General features: G+C 35.0%; 14 protein-coding genes. 5 read left to right on the forward strand and 9 right to left on the reverse strand.

Going from position 1 to position 15,385, the window contains the following annotated elements:
• Positions 1-3: 3 nt before the first annotated feature.
• Together dnaQ and polA are read left to right on the forward strand one after the other, a co-directional pair.
• Positions 4-711: a DNA polymerase III subunit epsilon gene (dnaQ, locus tag BA1379B_RS06130; protein WP_035006406.1), complete on the forward strand. Its 708-nt coding sequence runs from the start codon at positions 4-6 to the stop codon at positions 709-711.
• 304 nt (positions 712-1,015) lie between these two features.
• The gene (gene polA, locus BA1379B_RS06135; protein WP_078692512.1) at positions 1,016-3,922 is read left to right on the forward strand and encodes a DNA polymerase I; all 2,907 of its coding nucleotides are present in this window, start codon (positions 1,016-1,018) and stop codon (positions 3,920-3,922) included.
• On the opposite strand, the gene BA1379B_RS06140 is transcribed toward polA, so the two are convergent.
• The 7 genes from BA1379B_RS06140 to BA1379B_RS06170 all read right to left on the reverse strand — a co-directional run bounded on the left by BA1379B_RS06140 (position 3,919) and on the right by BA1379B_RS06170 (position 9,419).
• Positions 3,919-4,752: an endonuclease/exonuclease/phosphatase family protein gene (locus tag BA1379B_RS06140; protein WP_371441540.1), complete on the reverse strand. Its 834-nt coding sequence runs from the start codon at positions 4,750-4,752 to the stop codon at positions 3,919-3,921. The two genes, polA and BA1379B_RS06140, sit on opposite strands and share 4 nt — an antisense overlap.
• Positions 4,753-4,894: 142 nt before the next feature.
• On the reverse strand, positions 4,895-5,668 hold the full coding sequence (locus BA1379B_RS06145) for a Bax inhibitor-1/YccA family protein (RefSeq protein WP_035006403.1): 774 nt from the start codon (positions 5,666-5,668) through the stop codon (positions 4,895-4,897).
• 708 nt (positions 5,669-6,376) lie between these two features.
• Positions 6,377-6,880, reverse strand: coding sequence for a signal peptidase II (gene lspA, locus BA1379B_RS06150; RefSeq protein ID WP_078673439.1), 504 nt, complete (start codon positions 6,878-6,880; stop codon positions 6,377-6,379).
• A 3-nt stretch (positions 6,881-6,883) separates the two neighbouring features.
• On the reverse strand, positions 6,884-7,726 hold the full coding sequence (locus BA1379B_RS06155) for a TrmH family RNA methyltransferase (RefSeq protein ID WP_078673440.1): 843 nt from the start codon (positions 7,724-7,726) through the stop codon (positions 6,884-6,886).
• Between the two features lie 2 nt (positions 7,727-7,728).
• Positions 7,729-8,661 carry a class I SAM-dependent methyltransferase gene (locus BA1379B_RS06160; protein ID WP_078673441.1) on the reverse strand — a complete coding sequence of 311 codons (933 nt, stop codon included), beginning with the start codon at positions 8,659-8,661 and terminating at the stop codon, positions 7,729-7,731.
• Positions 8,662-8,820: 159 nt separating this feature from the next.
• A complete protein-coding gene (locus BA1379B_RS06165; protein WP_035006399.1) occupies positions 8,821-9,132 on the reverse strand; it encodes a LapA family protein in 312 nt (103 codons plus the stop codon).
• An 8-nt stretch (positions 9,133-9,140) separates the two neighbouring features.
• Complete coding sequence (locus tag BA1379B_RS06170; protein ID WP_035006398.1) at positions 9,141-9,419, reverse strand: integration host factor subunit beta; 279 nt, start codon at positions 9,417-9,419, stop codon at positions 9,141-9,143.
• A 212-nt stretch (positions 9,420-9,631) separates the two neighbouring features.
• Here BA1379B_RS06170 and lptC point away from each other — a divergent pair, with 212 nt between their 5' ends.
• From lptC to lptB, 3 genes are all read left to right on the forward strand, one after another.
• Positions 9,632-10,282, forward strand: coding sequence for an LPS export ABC transporter periplasmic protein LptC (lptC, locus tag BA1379B_RS06175; protein WP_078673443.1), 651 nt, complete (start codon positions 9,632-9,634; stop codon positions 10,280-10,282).
• Positions 10,283-10,348: 66 nt separating this feature from the next.
• Positions 10,349-10,948, forward strand: a complete 600-nt coding sequence (locus BA1379B_RS06180; RefSeq protein ID WP_078673444.1) for an LptA/OstA family protein — start codon at positions 10,349-10,351, stop codon at positions 10,946-10,948.
• 6 nt (positions 10,949-10,954) lie between these two features.
• Positions 10,955-11,749 carry an LPS export ABC transporter ATP-binding protein gene (lptB, locus tag BA1379B_RS06185; protein WP_035006396.1) on the forward strand — a complete coding sequence of 265 codons (795 nt, stop codon included), beginning with the start codon at positions 10,955-10,957 and terminating at the stop codon, positions 11,747-11,749.
• Positions 11,750-11,935: 186 nt separating this feature from the next.
• Here lptB and BA1379B_RS06190 read toward each other — a convergent pair whose 3' ends face one another.
• Both BA1379B_RS06190 and BA1379B_RS06195 read right to left on the reverse strand, forming a co-directional pair.
• Complete coding sequence (locus tag BA1379B_RS06190; protein WP_078673445.1) at positions 11,936-13,513, reverse strand: peptide chain release factor 3; 1,578 nt, start codon at positions 13,511-13,513, stop codon at positions 11,936-11,938.
• Positions 13,513-15,171: a lysine--tRNA ligase gene (locus BA1379B_RS06195; RefSeq protein WP_371441554.1), complete on the reverse strand. Its 1,659-nt coding sequence runs from the start codon at positions 15,169-15,171 to the stop codon at positions 13,513-13,515. The genes BA1379B_RS06190 and BA1379B_RS06195 overlap by 1 nt, the downstream gene beginning before the upstream one ends.
• Positions 15,172-15,385: the final 214 nt, after the last annotated feature.

Genomic DNA, 15,385 nt, shown 5'->3' on the forward strand with positions numbered 1-15,385 from the left:
ACAATGCGTGAAATTATTTTTGATACTGAAACAACGGGATTAAATAAAGAAAGTGACCGCATAATTGAGATCGGTTGTATAGAAATGATCAACCGTTATCTTACAGGACGTCGATTTCATGTTTATTTAAATCCACAAGATGTTATTATTCCTGATGAAGTTGTTGCTATTCATGGATTGACGAATGAACGCTTAAAAGATGAAAAAAAATTTGATGATATTGTCGATGCGCTTTTAGATTTTATTGATGACGCAACAATTGTTGCTCATAATGCAAATTTTGATATCGGTTTTCTTAATGCGGAATTAGAGCGAGTTAATAAGCCTCTTATTAATAGTGATAATGTCATCGATACATTATCTATAGCACGGCGCAGATTTCCTATGGGGCCTAACTCTCTTGATGTTTTATGTAAACGCTTTGGAATTGATAACAGTCATCGTGTTCTTCACGGGGCTCTACTTGATGCAGAGATTCTCGCTGATGTGTATATTGAGTTAATTGGTGGAAAACAGGGAATATTTAGTTTTGATAATTATGAAAGTTGTGATGTTATGAATGTTCAAGATAACAAAAATGCTTTCTATACGATAAAAACACGCTCCCAAGCTTTGCCTCAAAGATTAAGTAAACAGGAAAAAGATATGCATGCCGATTTAATCAAAAAGATAGGTGACAAAGCTTTATGGAATCACTTCAAGATTATTTAAAATAAAAATTGTTCTGGGTTTTTATCAACTCTTAAAAAAATACGGTCGTTGTGGGGAGGGGAACACCACAACGACCTTATCGCTACATTGCACCCCAGCTATCATAGGAGGAACAAAATAAAGCTATTATATCCCGTAACAGCAAAGAAAAGCTTTAGGTACTGAACACAAAATGCAACGATATTCCAAACCTATGACAATAAAAAATGGCTTTTTAGAGGCAAAACCAACAGATTTTAAAATAGGATCAATAAAAATATAAAAGTGTATTTTCTTTTTATGAAAAGGGAGAAATAAAATCGTTATGAAAGAAAATGATCATCTTTTTTTGGTTGATGGATCAGGCTATATTTTTCGTGCTTATCACGCTCTACCACCTTTAAAACGCAAAAAGGATGGACTTCCTGTAGGAGCCGTAGCTGGTTTTTGTAACATGCTATGGAAATTACTCTGTGACGCCCGTAATACCGCTATTGGTGTTGTTCCAACCCATATTGCTATTATTTTTGACTATTCATCTAATACTTTTCGCAAGGAGATTTATCCTCAATATAAAGCCAATCGAGCAGCTCCTCCAGAAGATCTTATTCCTCAGTTTGCACTCATACGACAAGCAACAAAAGCTTTTAATTTGCCTTGTATCGAAAAAGAAGGATTTGAAGCAGATGATTTAATTGCTACCTATGCGCAATTAGCGACACAGGTTGGAGCAAAAACAACGATTATTTCTTCTGATAAAGATTTGATGCAATTAGTAAACAAACATGTGTCTTTATATGATAGCATGAAAGATAAGCATATAGGTATCTCTGAGGTCATAGAAAAATGGGGTGTAATGCCTGAAAAAATGATTGATTTGCAGGCTTTAACTGGAGACCCAACAGATAATATACCAGGTATTCCAGGTATTGGCCCCAAAATTGCAGCACAATTATTAGATCAGTTTGGTTCTCTTGATCTTTTACTGCAACGCGTGACAGAAGTTAAGCAAATAAAGCGACGTGAAAATATTCAAACTTATAGTGAACAAGCAAAAATTTCTCGTGAACTCGTTAAACTTAAAACAGATGTTCCTGTAGATAAAAACTTAGATCATTTCATTTTGAAACCACAAGACGGTCCGCGTTTGATCGCTTTTTTGAAAGCTATGGAGTTTACAGCACTAACACGTCGTGTCGCAAAAGAGACGGCATGTGATGCTGCGGTTATTGATGCGTTAGAGCTAGATATTGAATGGAAAGAAACTACGTACAAGACTGATTTGAGTAGCAAAGAAAATAATACAGTTTTATTTCATGATTTTTTTGAGAATTCTCCACAAATTTTAGCACAAAAACGCAAGGATCAAGCTCTTATTCAAAAAATTGCAAGAGATGCCTATAAAACTATTCTTGATGAGGAAATTCTAAAAGAATGGCTGTTAGAAGCGCAAGAGCAAGGTTATTTTTCCTTTGATACAAAAACAACTTCTCTTGATCCTATGCAAGCAAAGCTTGTTGGTTTTTCATTGGCGTTACAACCTGGGAAAGCAGCCTATGTTCCACTTGAACATGTTGCAGAAGAAGAAAATCTTTTGGGAGGTGGGCGTATTGTTCCACAAATTGAAACACAAAAAGCTTTAGCACTTTTAAAACCTATATTGGAAAATCAAGCCGTATTAAAAATTGGCCAGAATATAAAATATGACTGGTTAGTCATGAAACAATACAATATTGTAATGTGCTCTTTTGACGATACAATGCTTTTATCTTATGCTTTAGAGGCTGGAATTTCGACACATGGTATGGATGTTTTATCTAAACGTTGGCTTGGGCATAAGCCAATTAGTTACAAAGATTTGACTCATAGTGGAAGAAAAATAGTCTCTTTTGCACAAGTAGATTTGAAACAAGCTACACTATATGCGGCAGAAGACGCTGATATAACGCTTCGTCTATGGCAAGTATTAAAGCCACAGCTTGTTGCACAAAAGATGACAAAAATTTATGAACGTCTTGATCGTCCATTGATAGAAATTCTCGCAAGAATGGAAGAACGTGGAATTCTTGTCGATCGACAGATTTTATCACGCCTTTCAGGAGAATTGGCACAGGCTGCTTTAAATTTGGAAGAGGAAATTTATCAGCTTGTTGGTGAAAAATTTAATATTGCTTCACCCAAACAACTAGGGGATATCCTTTTTGGTAAAATGGGCTTACTTGGTGGTGCTAAGACGAAAAGTGGCCAATGGTCAACATCTGCACAAACTTTAGAAGAGTTAGCTGCTGAAGGCCATATTTTACCAAGAAAAATTATTGATTGGCGCCAACTTACAAAACTAAAGTCTACCTATACAGATGCTTTACCTTCTTATATCTTGCCTACAACTGGTCGTGTTCATACAAATTATTCCCTAGCAACAACATTAACGGGACGATTATCATCATCAGAACCTAATCTGCAGAATATTCCAGTACGAACTGCTGAGGGACGAAAAATCCGAAAAGCTTTTGTTGCTTCAAAAGGGTATTTATTATTATCAGCTGATTATAGTCAGATTGAATTACGTATTCTTGCTCATGTTGCTGATATAACGGCATTAAAAGAAGCATTTACAAAAGGTCAGGATATTCATGCTATGACTGCATCCCAAATGTTTGGAGTTGCAGTTGAAGGAATGACATCAGAAATACGTCGACGTGCAAAAGCTATTAATTTTGGTATTATTTATGGCATTTCGCCCTTTGGATTAGCGAGCCAATTGGGAATTTCACGTAAGGAAGCTAGCGATTATATTCAACTCTATTTTGAAAGATTTCCAGGAATAGAGGATTATATGGAAAGAACAAAAATATTTGCACGTCATCATGGTTATGTAGAGACCATTTTTGGACGTCGTATTCACTATCCTGAAATAAAAACCGCTAAACCACAAATTCGTGCTTTTAATGAACGAGCTGCTATCAATGCGCCAATCCAGGGGTCAGCAGCAGACATTATTCGCCGTGCTATGATTCAAATGGAAAATGCTTTAGAAAAAGAACGATTGTCGGCTAAAATGTTATTGCAAGTCCATGATGAACTTATTTTCGAAGTCCCCAAATCTGAAAGTACAAAAACAGCGATTCTCATTAAAAAAGTTATGGAAAATGCTGCAATGCCAGCATTATCTTTATCTGTACCGCTTGAAGTGAAAGTTATAGCTGCTCAAAATTGGGATGAGGCACATTAATTTGTTTTATTCATTTTATGTTTAAGAGTAGACATTGCTTTTGAAAGGTTAAGGTATGCTTTAATAGGCAAGTGATCAGAGGCAATACGTGCGAGTGGTGAATAATGGTTTTCAACATTTATCAATAATTGATGAGGAAAAGCAAAAATTCTATCAAGAGCTAAAAAAGGAAAACGAGAAGGAAAACTTGGTACGCTACCAAGTGTGATATCAAAGTAAGGGGAAAAAAAATTTAATGATGAGCCTTTACCTTTGCGCCATTCATTTAAGTCACCAATGAGAAGTGTAGGCATAACAGAATATTTTTTAAGAAGCGCAAGAAGCATTTTAACTTGCTGATTACGAGAATGACGTAACAAACCAAAGTGAGTTGCTATAACACGAATAAAACCTGACTTCATTTTTAATTCTACAATTATAGCGCCACGGGGTTCAAAACCAGGTAAAGTAATTTGTGAAATATTATGTACACATCCTTGACGCAAAAAAAGAGCATTGCCATGCCAGCCATGGCCATTCGGTGACATAGTTTTTAAAGGCACTGGAATTAATCCTGTTTCAGCTTTTAAGAGTTGAAGATCAATCAAACCCGTGCGTTCACCAAAACGCTTATCCGCTTCTTGAAGGGCGAGAATGTCTGTTTGTAATTCAGCGATAACACGTACAATACGAGAAGGATTAAAAGTTTTATCAACACCAACACATTTGTGGACATTATAAGAGGCTATAGTAAGATCATAGTTATCATTATAGTTGATTACATTTTTATGATAACCAGAGTGATTATAGATTGCTCTTAATAAAGAATTATGAATTTTTTTCTGGATCAATGTAATAAGCCAACAAAATTTTAGTTTTTTGTTATTTTTAGTGTTTAATCATGTCAATAGATTTAAAGACAGCACTTATATAAAAGATAAAAAAGCCTTGTTTTTAAGAAAACAAGGCTTTTAAATTAAATAATAATTTTTATTAATCGCGATTAGAACCAAGAAATTGCAATAAAAAAACAAACATATTAATGAAATCAAGATATAGATTCAATGCACCCATAATAATTTTACGACTGCGAGTATCATATCCATCTCCTTCATAATACATCAACTTTATGTTTTGTGTATTGTAAGCTGTTAAACCAGCAAAAACGAGAACACCAATCACAGAGATTGCAAATTGTAAAGCACTTGACCCAAGAAAGATGTTCACAATTGTAGCAAGCATTAAACCAATTAAGCCCATAAACAAAAATGAACCTACAGCTGTAAGATCTCGTTTTGTAGTATAACCGTATAGTGATAAAGAACCAAAAGCAGCAGAAGTAATAACAAATGTTTGTACAATACTTTCTGGCGTATAACGTAGAATAATAGACGATAGCGAGAGCCCTACAAGAGTAGCGTAACCAAAAAAGAGGCTGCGCGCAACACTAGTACTGAGCGTATTAATTTTAAAACTGAGAAATAATACAGCTACAAGCGGTGCAAACATAATAACATAAGAAAACGGTGACATATAAAATGTCACACCAAATGATGTTAAATAAACACTTCCATTGATTTGGGCTACAGCTTGACTCATATCTGTTGTTGTAGCCAATGACGCGATTGCATAAGCGGCAGCAGCTGTAATAAGCAAACCAATGGCCATTGTGTTATAAACGCCCAGCATATAACTGCGCAACCCTTGATCAATTGATGCATCGGCATGAGAAATAGATGCCGAACGTAAATTTTTAAAATCAGCCATAATATAAGTCCTTTAGCATATGTTTCCTTAAGGTACTCGAGTTAAAAGAAGCTTATACTCCTTTATGCTCTTAAAATATAAGCCTTTTTTGTTAGGCGAATACAAAGGTTCTCAAAGCCTTAATGGAATTCTAGCACACTTCCCTCTATTATGGGGATTTATTTGGAAATTACAAGAGTTTTTTATTAAAAGAAAAGTTTAAAAATTAGTAATAAAGGGTTATTTTTCTCTAGAGTATTAAGAGAAGTGTAATGTGATTGATGTAAAAACAGTATTATGATGATAGTACAAATTTTGTTAATTTTAGTGGCTAAAGAAAAATAAAATGGATAAGCAAAAAAATTCAATATGATTAATGTTTTCTAAGTCGCTTGTAAAATAAAAAAGTGAATATACGATCCTTCAAAAGGAAAGAACGCTTCTAATATTCTCTTTCTTTTGAGTGAGCTCTATTGTTTTAATTAATTATAATAACGATTTCTGTGAGAATTAATCTTTAGTGTTTGTAAGAAGGTTTTAAAAATTTTTATCTATACCCTATAATCATGAGAACCTTAACAGATCTAAGAAAAAGTGTATTTTTTTATTTATATATTAATATATACTAACACAGAAAAGCGAGCTTTTCTATGCTAATGTAGCTCTATAGAGCCTTTGAAAGAGGTCAGAAACTGTTAATGTAAAATCAAAAAAAATCACAGAATTTCTTTATTCAAGAGATGTGTTATTAGAATAACGTTTTTTTTTAGCGCATATACAAAATTCATCAATTAAAACAGCAACAGCACCAAGTGTGATAAAAGTATCAGCAAGGTTGAAAACGGCAAAAGAAAAAACATCACGAATATGAAATAACAGGTAATCTATGACATAATGAAAACGAACACGATCAATGAGATTACCAATTGCCCCGCCAATAATAAGGGTAATACCAAAATGCGATAAAAATTTGTCTTTTGCAGTATTTTTCAACAACCATAAAAGAAAAACAATGATAATGAGTGTAAGAGCAATAATTCCCCAATGAGGATAGGAAGAAAGGAATGAAAATGCAATGCCAGTATTGCGGACATGATAAAGAGAAATAAAAGAAAAAATCGGTATTTCTGCTCCTAATTGTAAGCTATGCATAATCCAATATTTGATTGCTTGATCAAGTCCCACTGTAAAGATTAAAGTGAAAAAAAGAAAGAGCAATGATTTCCTTGTCATTTTTTATCCCTGCATGACTTCAAGAGTTAAGTAAGAACGACGAATTTCATAGAGCATAATAGCTGTTGCTACTGCTAAATTAAGTGAATCGGCATGCCCACATTGTGGGATGCGCGCCAGCTTATGGCAGTGATTTACGAGAACATCTGATAAACCTTGTTGTTCATTTCCCATTAAAAGTATAATCGGACCATTTTTAAAATCAATTGTGCGGTAATCTACAGATCCTTTAAGGTGCGTACCAACGATCATCCCTTTAAAATGTGTAGACCAATTTAAAAAAGTACTTTCATTACAACGATAAAGTGGTACGGAAAATATAGATCCCATTGTTGCACGTACTGTTTCTGGTGAAAAGGGATCTGTTGTCTCTCCAATTAAAATAATTCCTTTGGCTCCTGCTGCATCAACAGTACGGATGATAGTTCCAAGATTTCCAGGATCACGCACACGATCAAGGGCGATATAGACATCACCGATTTGTCTTATTATTTTTTCAATAGAGTGCCATTGTTGCTTAAAAATACCAATAACCGTTTGTGGATTATCGCGGTGGGTAATGGATTCCAGAACCTTTTGTGAGGCTTTAATTACAAAACCACCATTAGCTATAGTATTTGCAGCGGTATTTTCAATGGTGGAATTACTTAGTGAATTTTTAGAAACGATAAGTGTGTGAATTGTCCAACCAAGATTTAAAGCATCAATGACTAATTTTAACCCTTCTGCCATGAAGATATTTTCTCGATTACGATTTTTCTTTTTGTCTAGTGCTTTAAAATATTTAATAATAGGATTGCTAAGGGATGTAATTTCTTTCACTTTGCCGGTTTTTTGTTTACACATGTTCAAGCAATCCAACGGCTAAAAAGTGAAGTAGAAAGAGCTCGTCCAGCGGATTCTTCACGCAAAATCAATTCTCCTGACTCTATCGTACCACCAAGATTTATAAATGCATCACGCATTAAAGTATGAAACGTATAAAAGGAAGCACGAATAGAATAAGCTGTGAGAACAACAGCAAGTGGTTTATTCGATAAGAGTTTGCGGCAGTTTTTAATCATGGCTGGTAAGTGATCAAACAATTGCCAAATTTCATTATGAGGTCCGCGTCCATAAGCAGGAGGATCAAGAAGAATCAAATCGTAGCTTTTTTGACGGCGTAATTCACGTTCAACAAATTTTATTGCATCGTCGCATATCCAGCGAATGGGACGATCTAATAATCCTGCTTTTTCTTGATTAGCTTTTGCCCAACTGATAGCTTTTTTAGAAGCATCAACATGGGTAACAATCGCACCTGAACGTGCACCAATGAGAGAAGCAATGCCTGTATAGCCAAAAAGATTTAATAATTTAACAGGACGATTGGTTTTAATAATTTGTTCTTCTAGTGAACGCCAATGAGCATCTTGTTCGGGAAAAACACCCACATGGCGAAAGGAAGTAAAACGTCCCAGAAAAGATAAGCCATTCCAAGAAAGTGGCCATGTTTCACCAAGAGGCTTTTTAGGAAAATACCAACGACCAACTCCTTCTTCATCTCGGTTACCTGTAAAAATTGCATCAACATTAGCCCAATTTTTCTGTGATAAAGCTGGTTGCCATAGCGCTTGACTTTCTGGCCGAATAATACGGTAGGAACCATAACGCTCCAATTTTTTTCCATTCCCAGAATCAATTAAAGCATAATCTGTGCTTGCACCTGTTTCTAAAATGAAAGGCAATTTCTCTTGTGGGTATACTTTATGAGAGTGTGGTTGGAAACATTGTACAGGCATATTGAGTGTCGTAATATATTGTCCTAAAAAGGGATTATTTTAAATATTCGTTGAAGTCCTTATGATGTTAAGAGCCGTAAGGTAATTAAACTATGTACAGGAAACAAGAGAAAACATCTTTAGATTTGTTATCTTTTGAGCACTATAGAAAAGATTTTGTTAGAGTGCTACCGTATTAGATTTATTAGCAATTGATATTTTTAATTTCTCTATTTGAGCTTTGCTTTCTTTTAAGGCTTTACGGTTTTTGTATTGTGCAAACCAATTGATTATACTGCTTAACAAAAGACCAAAACAAAAAAAAGTAAAAAGCCAAACAAAAAGAGGAGCTTGATAAGTAAAATGTTCAGAATTGTTTTGAAAAGGATTAAGCGTTAATATAACAACTTGGCGATTAGCAACGATAAAGCCAATCAAAAAAGCTGTAATAGGCGCCAAAATAACCGCTAAGAGAAAGCGTTTAATGATCATGGATTTACTCATTTATTAAGCCGGTCACGTAGATCTTTACCTGTTTTGAAAAAGGGAACCCATTTTTCTTCGACCATAACAGTTTCACCTGTTCGTGGATTGCGACCATTACGAGCTGAACGTGTTTTTATAGAAAAAGCACCGAAACCACGGAGTTCAACACGTTGACCATTAGCAAGAGCAGCTGAAATTTTTTCAAAAATAGCACTCACAACATTTTCTGCATCGCGCTGCATAAGATGCGGATTATGACGAGCAATAATTTGTACAAGTTCTGATTTAACCAAAATAGCCTCTCTTTCATACGAAAAAAGATTTTTGTTATAATTGTGTGTTTCATATATGCACGTTACATATATAAGATATGCATATTCCAATATATAAATCATTAAAAGTAAAATAAAGCCAGTAAAAGAAAGATTGCAATAAATAAGATTTAAAACATGCCTTATAAAAACTCTATAAATAAAAAAAGCGAAATATCTGGGAAATTAACAATATGACTGTGCGTAACCAACATGAATTTTTTTCTATAGAATCATCTTTTACCAATATTTTAAAAAAAACCTATTTTCATTCCCGTAAAGTTCGCTTGTTAAAAATTTGTTTACCATTTCTTGCATTGATTATAGCATTAATTTTTTGTTGGTTCACATTTTTTTCTATTTCTTTTTCCTTTGATAAGGTGCTTTCGAGTCATGAAGAAGAGGAAATAGCACAATTAACAATGCTTAATCCAAGATTAGAAGGTTATACAAATTTTCATAAGCCTTACTGGATTAAAGCAGAAAAGGCGTTTCAAGATCGTAAGTCTTCTGGAATTATTGGGTTAAAGAATATTACAGCTGAAGTCCCTACAAAGGGACAGGGGCAAATTTTTATTGATGCACAAGGAGGAGTTTATGATAATATTAAAAGTCATTTACAATTCAATGAACCTTTTACGGTTACAACGAAAGATGGAATAATTGCAAAATTTATAGCTGCAAATATTGATTTATCTAAAAGCCAATTTAATACAGATCAGCCTGTGAATATTCAAAGCGCCAATTTTCATCTTATAGCAAATGCTCTGCAAGTTTGTGAGAAAGAGCAAGTTATGTATTTCCAAAAGGGGGTACGTATTGTTCTTGATAAGAAGGAAAAATAATAGAAGGAACTTGGAGTAGTGTTTATAGAAGGCGTATGTACATTTATACGAGAAAAAAAATTAAGAATGAAGACAAAAAAATCGTGTAAAGAACAGGTAAGTCTCTTAACTTTAAGTCTAGCGATATTGGGATCAATTAATGGATATGCTGCAGTCACTCATTTTGGAATCGATGGGTTAAATGGGCAAGAGCCAATGGAACTTCACGCAGATTCTTTAGAAATACGTGATAAGGAAGGCATTGCTGTTTTTAATGGCGATGTTTCAGTGATGCAGGGCGAACGACTTTTACGAACGTCAAAATTAGTTATTTATTATAATAAAGCACATATAACAGGTGGTATAAATCAGTTGAGGAAACAATTGATTTTTCCTGAAAAGATTGGTTCGACAGATATTCAAAAAGTAGAAGCCTTAGGTGAGGTTTATATAAAAACGGCAAAACAAACTGCTACGGGTGATAAAGCTATTTTTGATGGACAATCGAATATGATAATCTTAACAGGTAATAATGTTGTGTTGACTGATGGCGATAATGTCGCTCAAGGATGCATATTAACAGCGAATATGAAAACTGGAAAAGCTTCTCTTGAAGGATGTAAGACTCCTGGAAAAAAGAATCGTGTTTCGATTATTTTAAAATCAAGCTCAAAGAATGGTCGTTAAGATTTCATGTTTGGAATCAAAAGAGAAAAAAAGACGATTGAACACAACCTTACGAGTAGGGTTTTAAAAAAAACCTCAAATAGGACTTTAGTTGCTCATAATTTAGTTAAAGTTTATCGAGGAAGACAGGTTGTTGATCGTGTTTCTTTTAATATTCATGCTGGAGAAACTGTCGGTATTTTGGGTCCTAATGGTGCTGGCAAAACGACCTGCTTTTATATGGTTACAGGTTTAGTAAAATCCGATGGTGGTTCAATAGAGATTGATGGGTTTGATATTACCCATTTGCCAATGTATCGGCGTGCTCGTTTAGGGATTGGATATTTACCGCAAGAAGCTTCAATTTTTCGTGGTCTCTCAGTAGAAGATAATATTAAGGCTGTTTTGGAAGTAATTCAAAAAGATCGCTTTAAACGCCATGAAGAGTTGGATGCCCTTTTGCACGAATTCAAAATTGATCATTTACGAAAAATGCCCGCTCTTTCTTTATCGGGAGGTGAACGTAGGCGTCTTGAAATTGCACGCGCTTTAGCTTCTCGCCCCAACTTTATGTTGCTTGATGAACCTTTTGCAGGAATTGATCCCATCGCTATTTCTGATATTAAACAGCTTGTTCGTCATTTAACTCAACGTGGTATTGGCGTTTTAGTAACGGATCATAATGTGCGTGAAACATTGGAGCTTGTTGATCGTGCTTATATTATTCACGCAGGAAAAGTGCTAGTTCATGGTTGTCCGAACGACATTATCAATAATGCTGATGTTCGTGAAATTTATTTGGGAGAGCAGTTTTCTCTTTAGTTTTTCCATTTCTATAGAATATTCAAGTTTAAAAATTATTGTCATATGATATATATAAGTATTTCGTGACGATTAGAAAAAGAATAGTCTAATTCACTATAAAATTTTTAAACTTACAAAAGAATCATAGTTCATTTTAATGTTTTTATTTATAATAATTTCTTTTTTAAAATTAAAGATCCTTTTTTATTTAGAGCGTATCTGATAATCTTTAAAAGCGACAAATTTTATTTTCGGAGCTCTTTCTGCTTCATAATTTAACGAAAAATGATTTTCTGCTAAAAAAACTGGATCACTGTCTAAATCATGCGCAATAGCGGATCGATGATGAGTAAGAAAATTTTGAAGTTCTTCTTTACTTTCTGCAGAAATCCAACGACATACGTTAAAACGCGATGATTCAAAACTCACAGGTAGAGAATATTCTACTTTAAGTCGTTCTGTTAAAACATCAATTTGCAAAGCACCAATAACACCAATAAGAGCTGGGGAACCATCATAAGGGATAAATAACTGTACGACTCCCTCTTCAGCCATTTGATGCAAAGCCTCTTTTAGTTTTTTTGCTTTCATCGGGTCACCTAAGTGAACGCGACGTAAAATTTCTGGTGCAAAATTTGGTAGGCCTTTAAAGAGAATATCTTCTCCTTCAGTCAAGGTATCTCCAATACGCAAAGTTCCGTGGTTCGGAATACCTACTATATCACCAGCATACACTTGATCAGCAATTTGACGTGAACGCGCAAAGAAAAACTGCGGTGCTGAGAGTGTCATTGATTTTCCTGTTCGTACTAACTTCGTTTTCATACCGCGTTCAAGTGTTCCTGAACACACCCGCAAAAATGCAATACGATCACGATGATTAGGATCCATATTAGCTTGAATTTTAAAGACAAAACCGGTCATTTTGGGTTCAGTAGCCACTACATTTCGTTGATCGGCTACCTGATCACGAGGGCTTGGACCAAAATCAATCAGGGCATTAATCAAATCACGGACACCAAAATTTCGTAAAGCTGAACCGAAATAAACAGGTGTCATATACCCTTCATAGAAAGCTTTAAGATTAAATTTCTTGCAAGCACTGCGAGCAAGCTCTACTCCTTCAATAAAGAGTGTTTGTTGATTTTCAGGAAGCAAATTTGCAATTTCGCGAAGATCAGAAATCGTTTGTGAAATAACTTCATGGTCTTGCTGGCGAAAACAATTATTATGAAGATCAAAAGTGCCAGTAAAATTCTTTCCTATACCAATAGGCCAAGTGATTGGAGCAGTATCAAGCGCAAGTTTTTCTTCAATTTCGTCTAAAATTTCTAAGGGATCACGGGCTTCACGGTCCATTTTGTTAACAAAAGTGACAATAGGGATATCACGCATTCGGCATACTTCAAACAGTTTGAGTGTTCTTGGCTCAATTCCGCGTGCTCCATCGAGTACCATAATTGCACTATCAACGGCTGTTAAAGTACGATATGTGTCATCCGAAAAATCCTCATGACCTGGGGTATCTAACAAATTAAAAATATGATTTTCATATTCAAATGTCATTACGGATGTAACAACAGAAATACCACGGTCGCGTTCAATATTCATCCAATCAGAACGGGTTTGAATACGGTCTTTTTTTGCTTTCACCTCACCAGCCAACTGAATAGCACCACCAAATAATAACAACTTTTCTGTTAAGGTTGTCTTTCCGGCATCAGGATGCGCGATGATTGCAAATGTACGCCGTCGTTTTACTTCTTGTGCTCTACGTTCCATTATTTTTCTACCGATCGGGCAAGTGCTGTAGCAATGAGTGCACGTGTCTCATCAATTCCATACAGTGCTATAAATGATCCAAACCGTGGTCCTCGTTCTTGTCCTAAGAGTACTTCATAAAGCATTTGAAAAAAAACACTTGAAACACCAGGCCCCCCTTCTGGATTTTTTTTGCTATGGTCTTGATAGCATTCGGTTAAGCGTGCAACATCAAGAAGTGCATTTTGAAGAGTATTTCCATCAACAGTTTTCGGCAAACTCGCTAATTTTGTATCAATTTGAATCAATACTGAGCGTTCATTTTCATCAGCTGTACGAAATTTTTTATTTGGTTTTACGAATGTCTCAAAATATTTAAGAGCAAACTGTACTAACTGGTCAAGCATCGGATATATTTGCGCATTAGCTCCTTTAGCATAACGAGAAATAAATCCCCAAAGAACGTCTTTATTTTCAGCATTAGAAGCACTGACCAAATTCAACAGCATAGCAAAAGAAACAGGCAAATTGACCTGAGGAGGACATCCATGATGAATATGCCATACGGGATTATTAAGACGCTCTTTCCATTGCTGATGCTCATATGCTGAAAGATGTGCGTAATACTCATCAACAGTTTTTGGAATAACATCAAAATAAAGCCGTTTTGCTGTTCTTGGTTTTAAGAACATATAGAGTCCTAAACTTTCTGTTGGTGCATAAGTTAACCACTCATCAATAGTCAAACCATTTCCTTTAGATTTGGAAATTTTTTGTCCCTTATCATCCAAAAAAAGCTCATAATTAAATCCCTCAGGAGGCTGGCCACCAAGAATTTTGCAAATTTTAGAAGAAAGATTTGTTGAATCGATAAGATCTTTTCCCGCCATTTCGTAATCAATTCCGAGTGCAGTCCAGCGCATTGCCCAATCCACTTTCCACTGACACTTAACTTTTCCACCTGTAATTTCTGTTTCAATGGGCTCACCTGTTTCAGGTTCGATATAGGTTACAGTTCCTTTCTCAACATTTCGAGCAATCATTGGGACCTGTAATACTTTTCCAGAAAGTGGAGAAATAGGCAGAAAAAGTGAATAAGTTTCTTGTCGTTCTTTACCCAATGTTGGTAGAATGAGCTCCATAACCTTATCATAACAGGACAGTATTCTTAGAAGTGTTTCATCAAAACGACCAGAATGATAATAATCGGTAGCACTAGCAAATTCATAGTTGAAACCAAAACGGTCAAGGAAAGTACGCAAACGTGCATTATTAGCAGCTCCAAAAGAAGGATAATCATCTCCAAAAGGATCGGGGATACGGCTAAGCGGTTGACCAAGATAGTCTTCCATTTTTTTTCGATTAGGCACATTATCAGGAACTTTGCGCAAACCATCCATATCATCAGAAAAACAAAGAAGTTTTGTTTTAATTTTGTTTTCGGTAAGAATATGAAATGCATGACGTACCATAGTTGTACGTGCAACTTCCCCAAAAGTTCCAATATGTGGCAAGCCAGACGGTCCATAACCTGTTTCAAATAAGATATGCTCTGGGTAGCCAATTTTTTCATAGCGTTTGATAATTTTACGGGCTTCTTCAAACGGCCAAGCTTTTGATTGAGCAGCTGAATCTCTTAGTTCAGGTGAAAAGTTATAGGTACCATACGGATTGTGCATCATCCTTATCCCAAAAATAAATTACTTAATGACAAGATGTATGATTGTTAAACTTTTTCGTCAATAATAGTCATCTAAAAGCAGAAAAAATCTTCTCATTTTTCCTTTATCATGATCAATACATACCTTATTTTCAGTTATAGCTTTCTTATCTTATGTAACTTAAAGTATTATAAACATGATTTATTCATTTGAATTATTGATGTTTTAGTTA

The sequence above is a fragment of the Bartonella sp. A1379B genome (assembly GCF_002022485.1).
GTDB lineage: Bacteria > Pseudomonadota > Alphaproteobacteria > Rhizobiales > Rhizobiaceae > Bartonella > Bartonella rochalimae.

Excerpts from the sequence above, each read along its gene's own strand:
- BA1379B_RS06195 (WP_371441554.1), bottom strand. The coding sequence starts at position 15,171 with ATGCACAATCCGTATGGTACCTATAACTTTTCACCTGAACTAAGAGAT.
- BA1379B_RS06190 (WP_078673445.1), bottom strand. The coding sequence starts at position 13,513 with ATGGAACGTAGAGCACAAGAAGTAAAACGACGGCGTACATTTGCAATC.
- BA1379B_RS06165 (WP_035006399.1), bottom strand. The coding sequence starts at position 9,132 with ATGATCATTAAACGCTTTCTCTTAGCGGTTATTTTGGCGCCTATTACA.
- BA1379B_RS06180 (WP_078673444.1), top strand. The coding sequence starts at position 10,349 with ATGAAGACAAAAAAATCGTGTAAAGAACAGGTAAGTCTCTTAACTTTA.
- dnaQ (WP_035006406.1), top strand. The coding sequence starts at position 4 with ATGCGTGAAATTATTTTTGATACTGAAACAACGGGATTAAATAAAGAA.
- BA1379B_RS06145 (WP_035006403.1), bottom strand. The coding sequence starts at position 5,668 with ATGGCTGATTTTAAAAATTTACGTTCGGCATCTATTTCTCATGCCGAT.
- lspA (WP_078673439.1), bottom strand. The coding sequence starts at position 6,880 with ATGACAAGGAAATCATTGCTCTTTCTTTTTTTCACTTTAATCTTTACA.
- polA (WP_078692512.1), top strand. The coding sequence starts at position 1,016 with ATGAAAGAAAATGATCATCTTTTTTTGGTTGATGGATCAGGCTATATT.
- BA1379B_RS06155 (WP_078673440.1), bottom strand. The coding sequence starts at position 7,726 with ATGTGTAAACAAAAAACCGGCAAAGTGAAAGAAATTACATCCCTTAGC.
- lptB (WP_035006396.1), top strand. The coding sequence starts at position 10,955 with ATGTTTGGAATCAAAAGAGAAAAAAAGACGATTGAACACAACCTTACG.
- lptC (WP_078673443.1), top strand. The coding sequence starts at position 9,632 with ATGACTGTGCGTAACCAACATGAATTTTTTTCTATAGAATCATCTTTT.
- BA1379B_RS06160 (WP_078673441.1), bottom strand. The coding sequence starts at position 8,661 with ATGCCTGTACAATGTTTCCAACCACACTCTCATAAAGTATACCCACAA.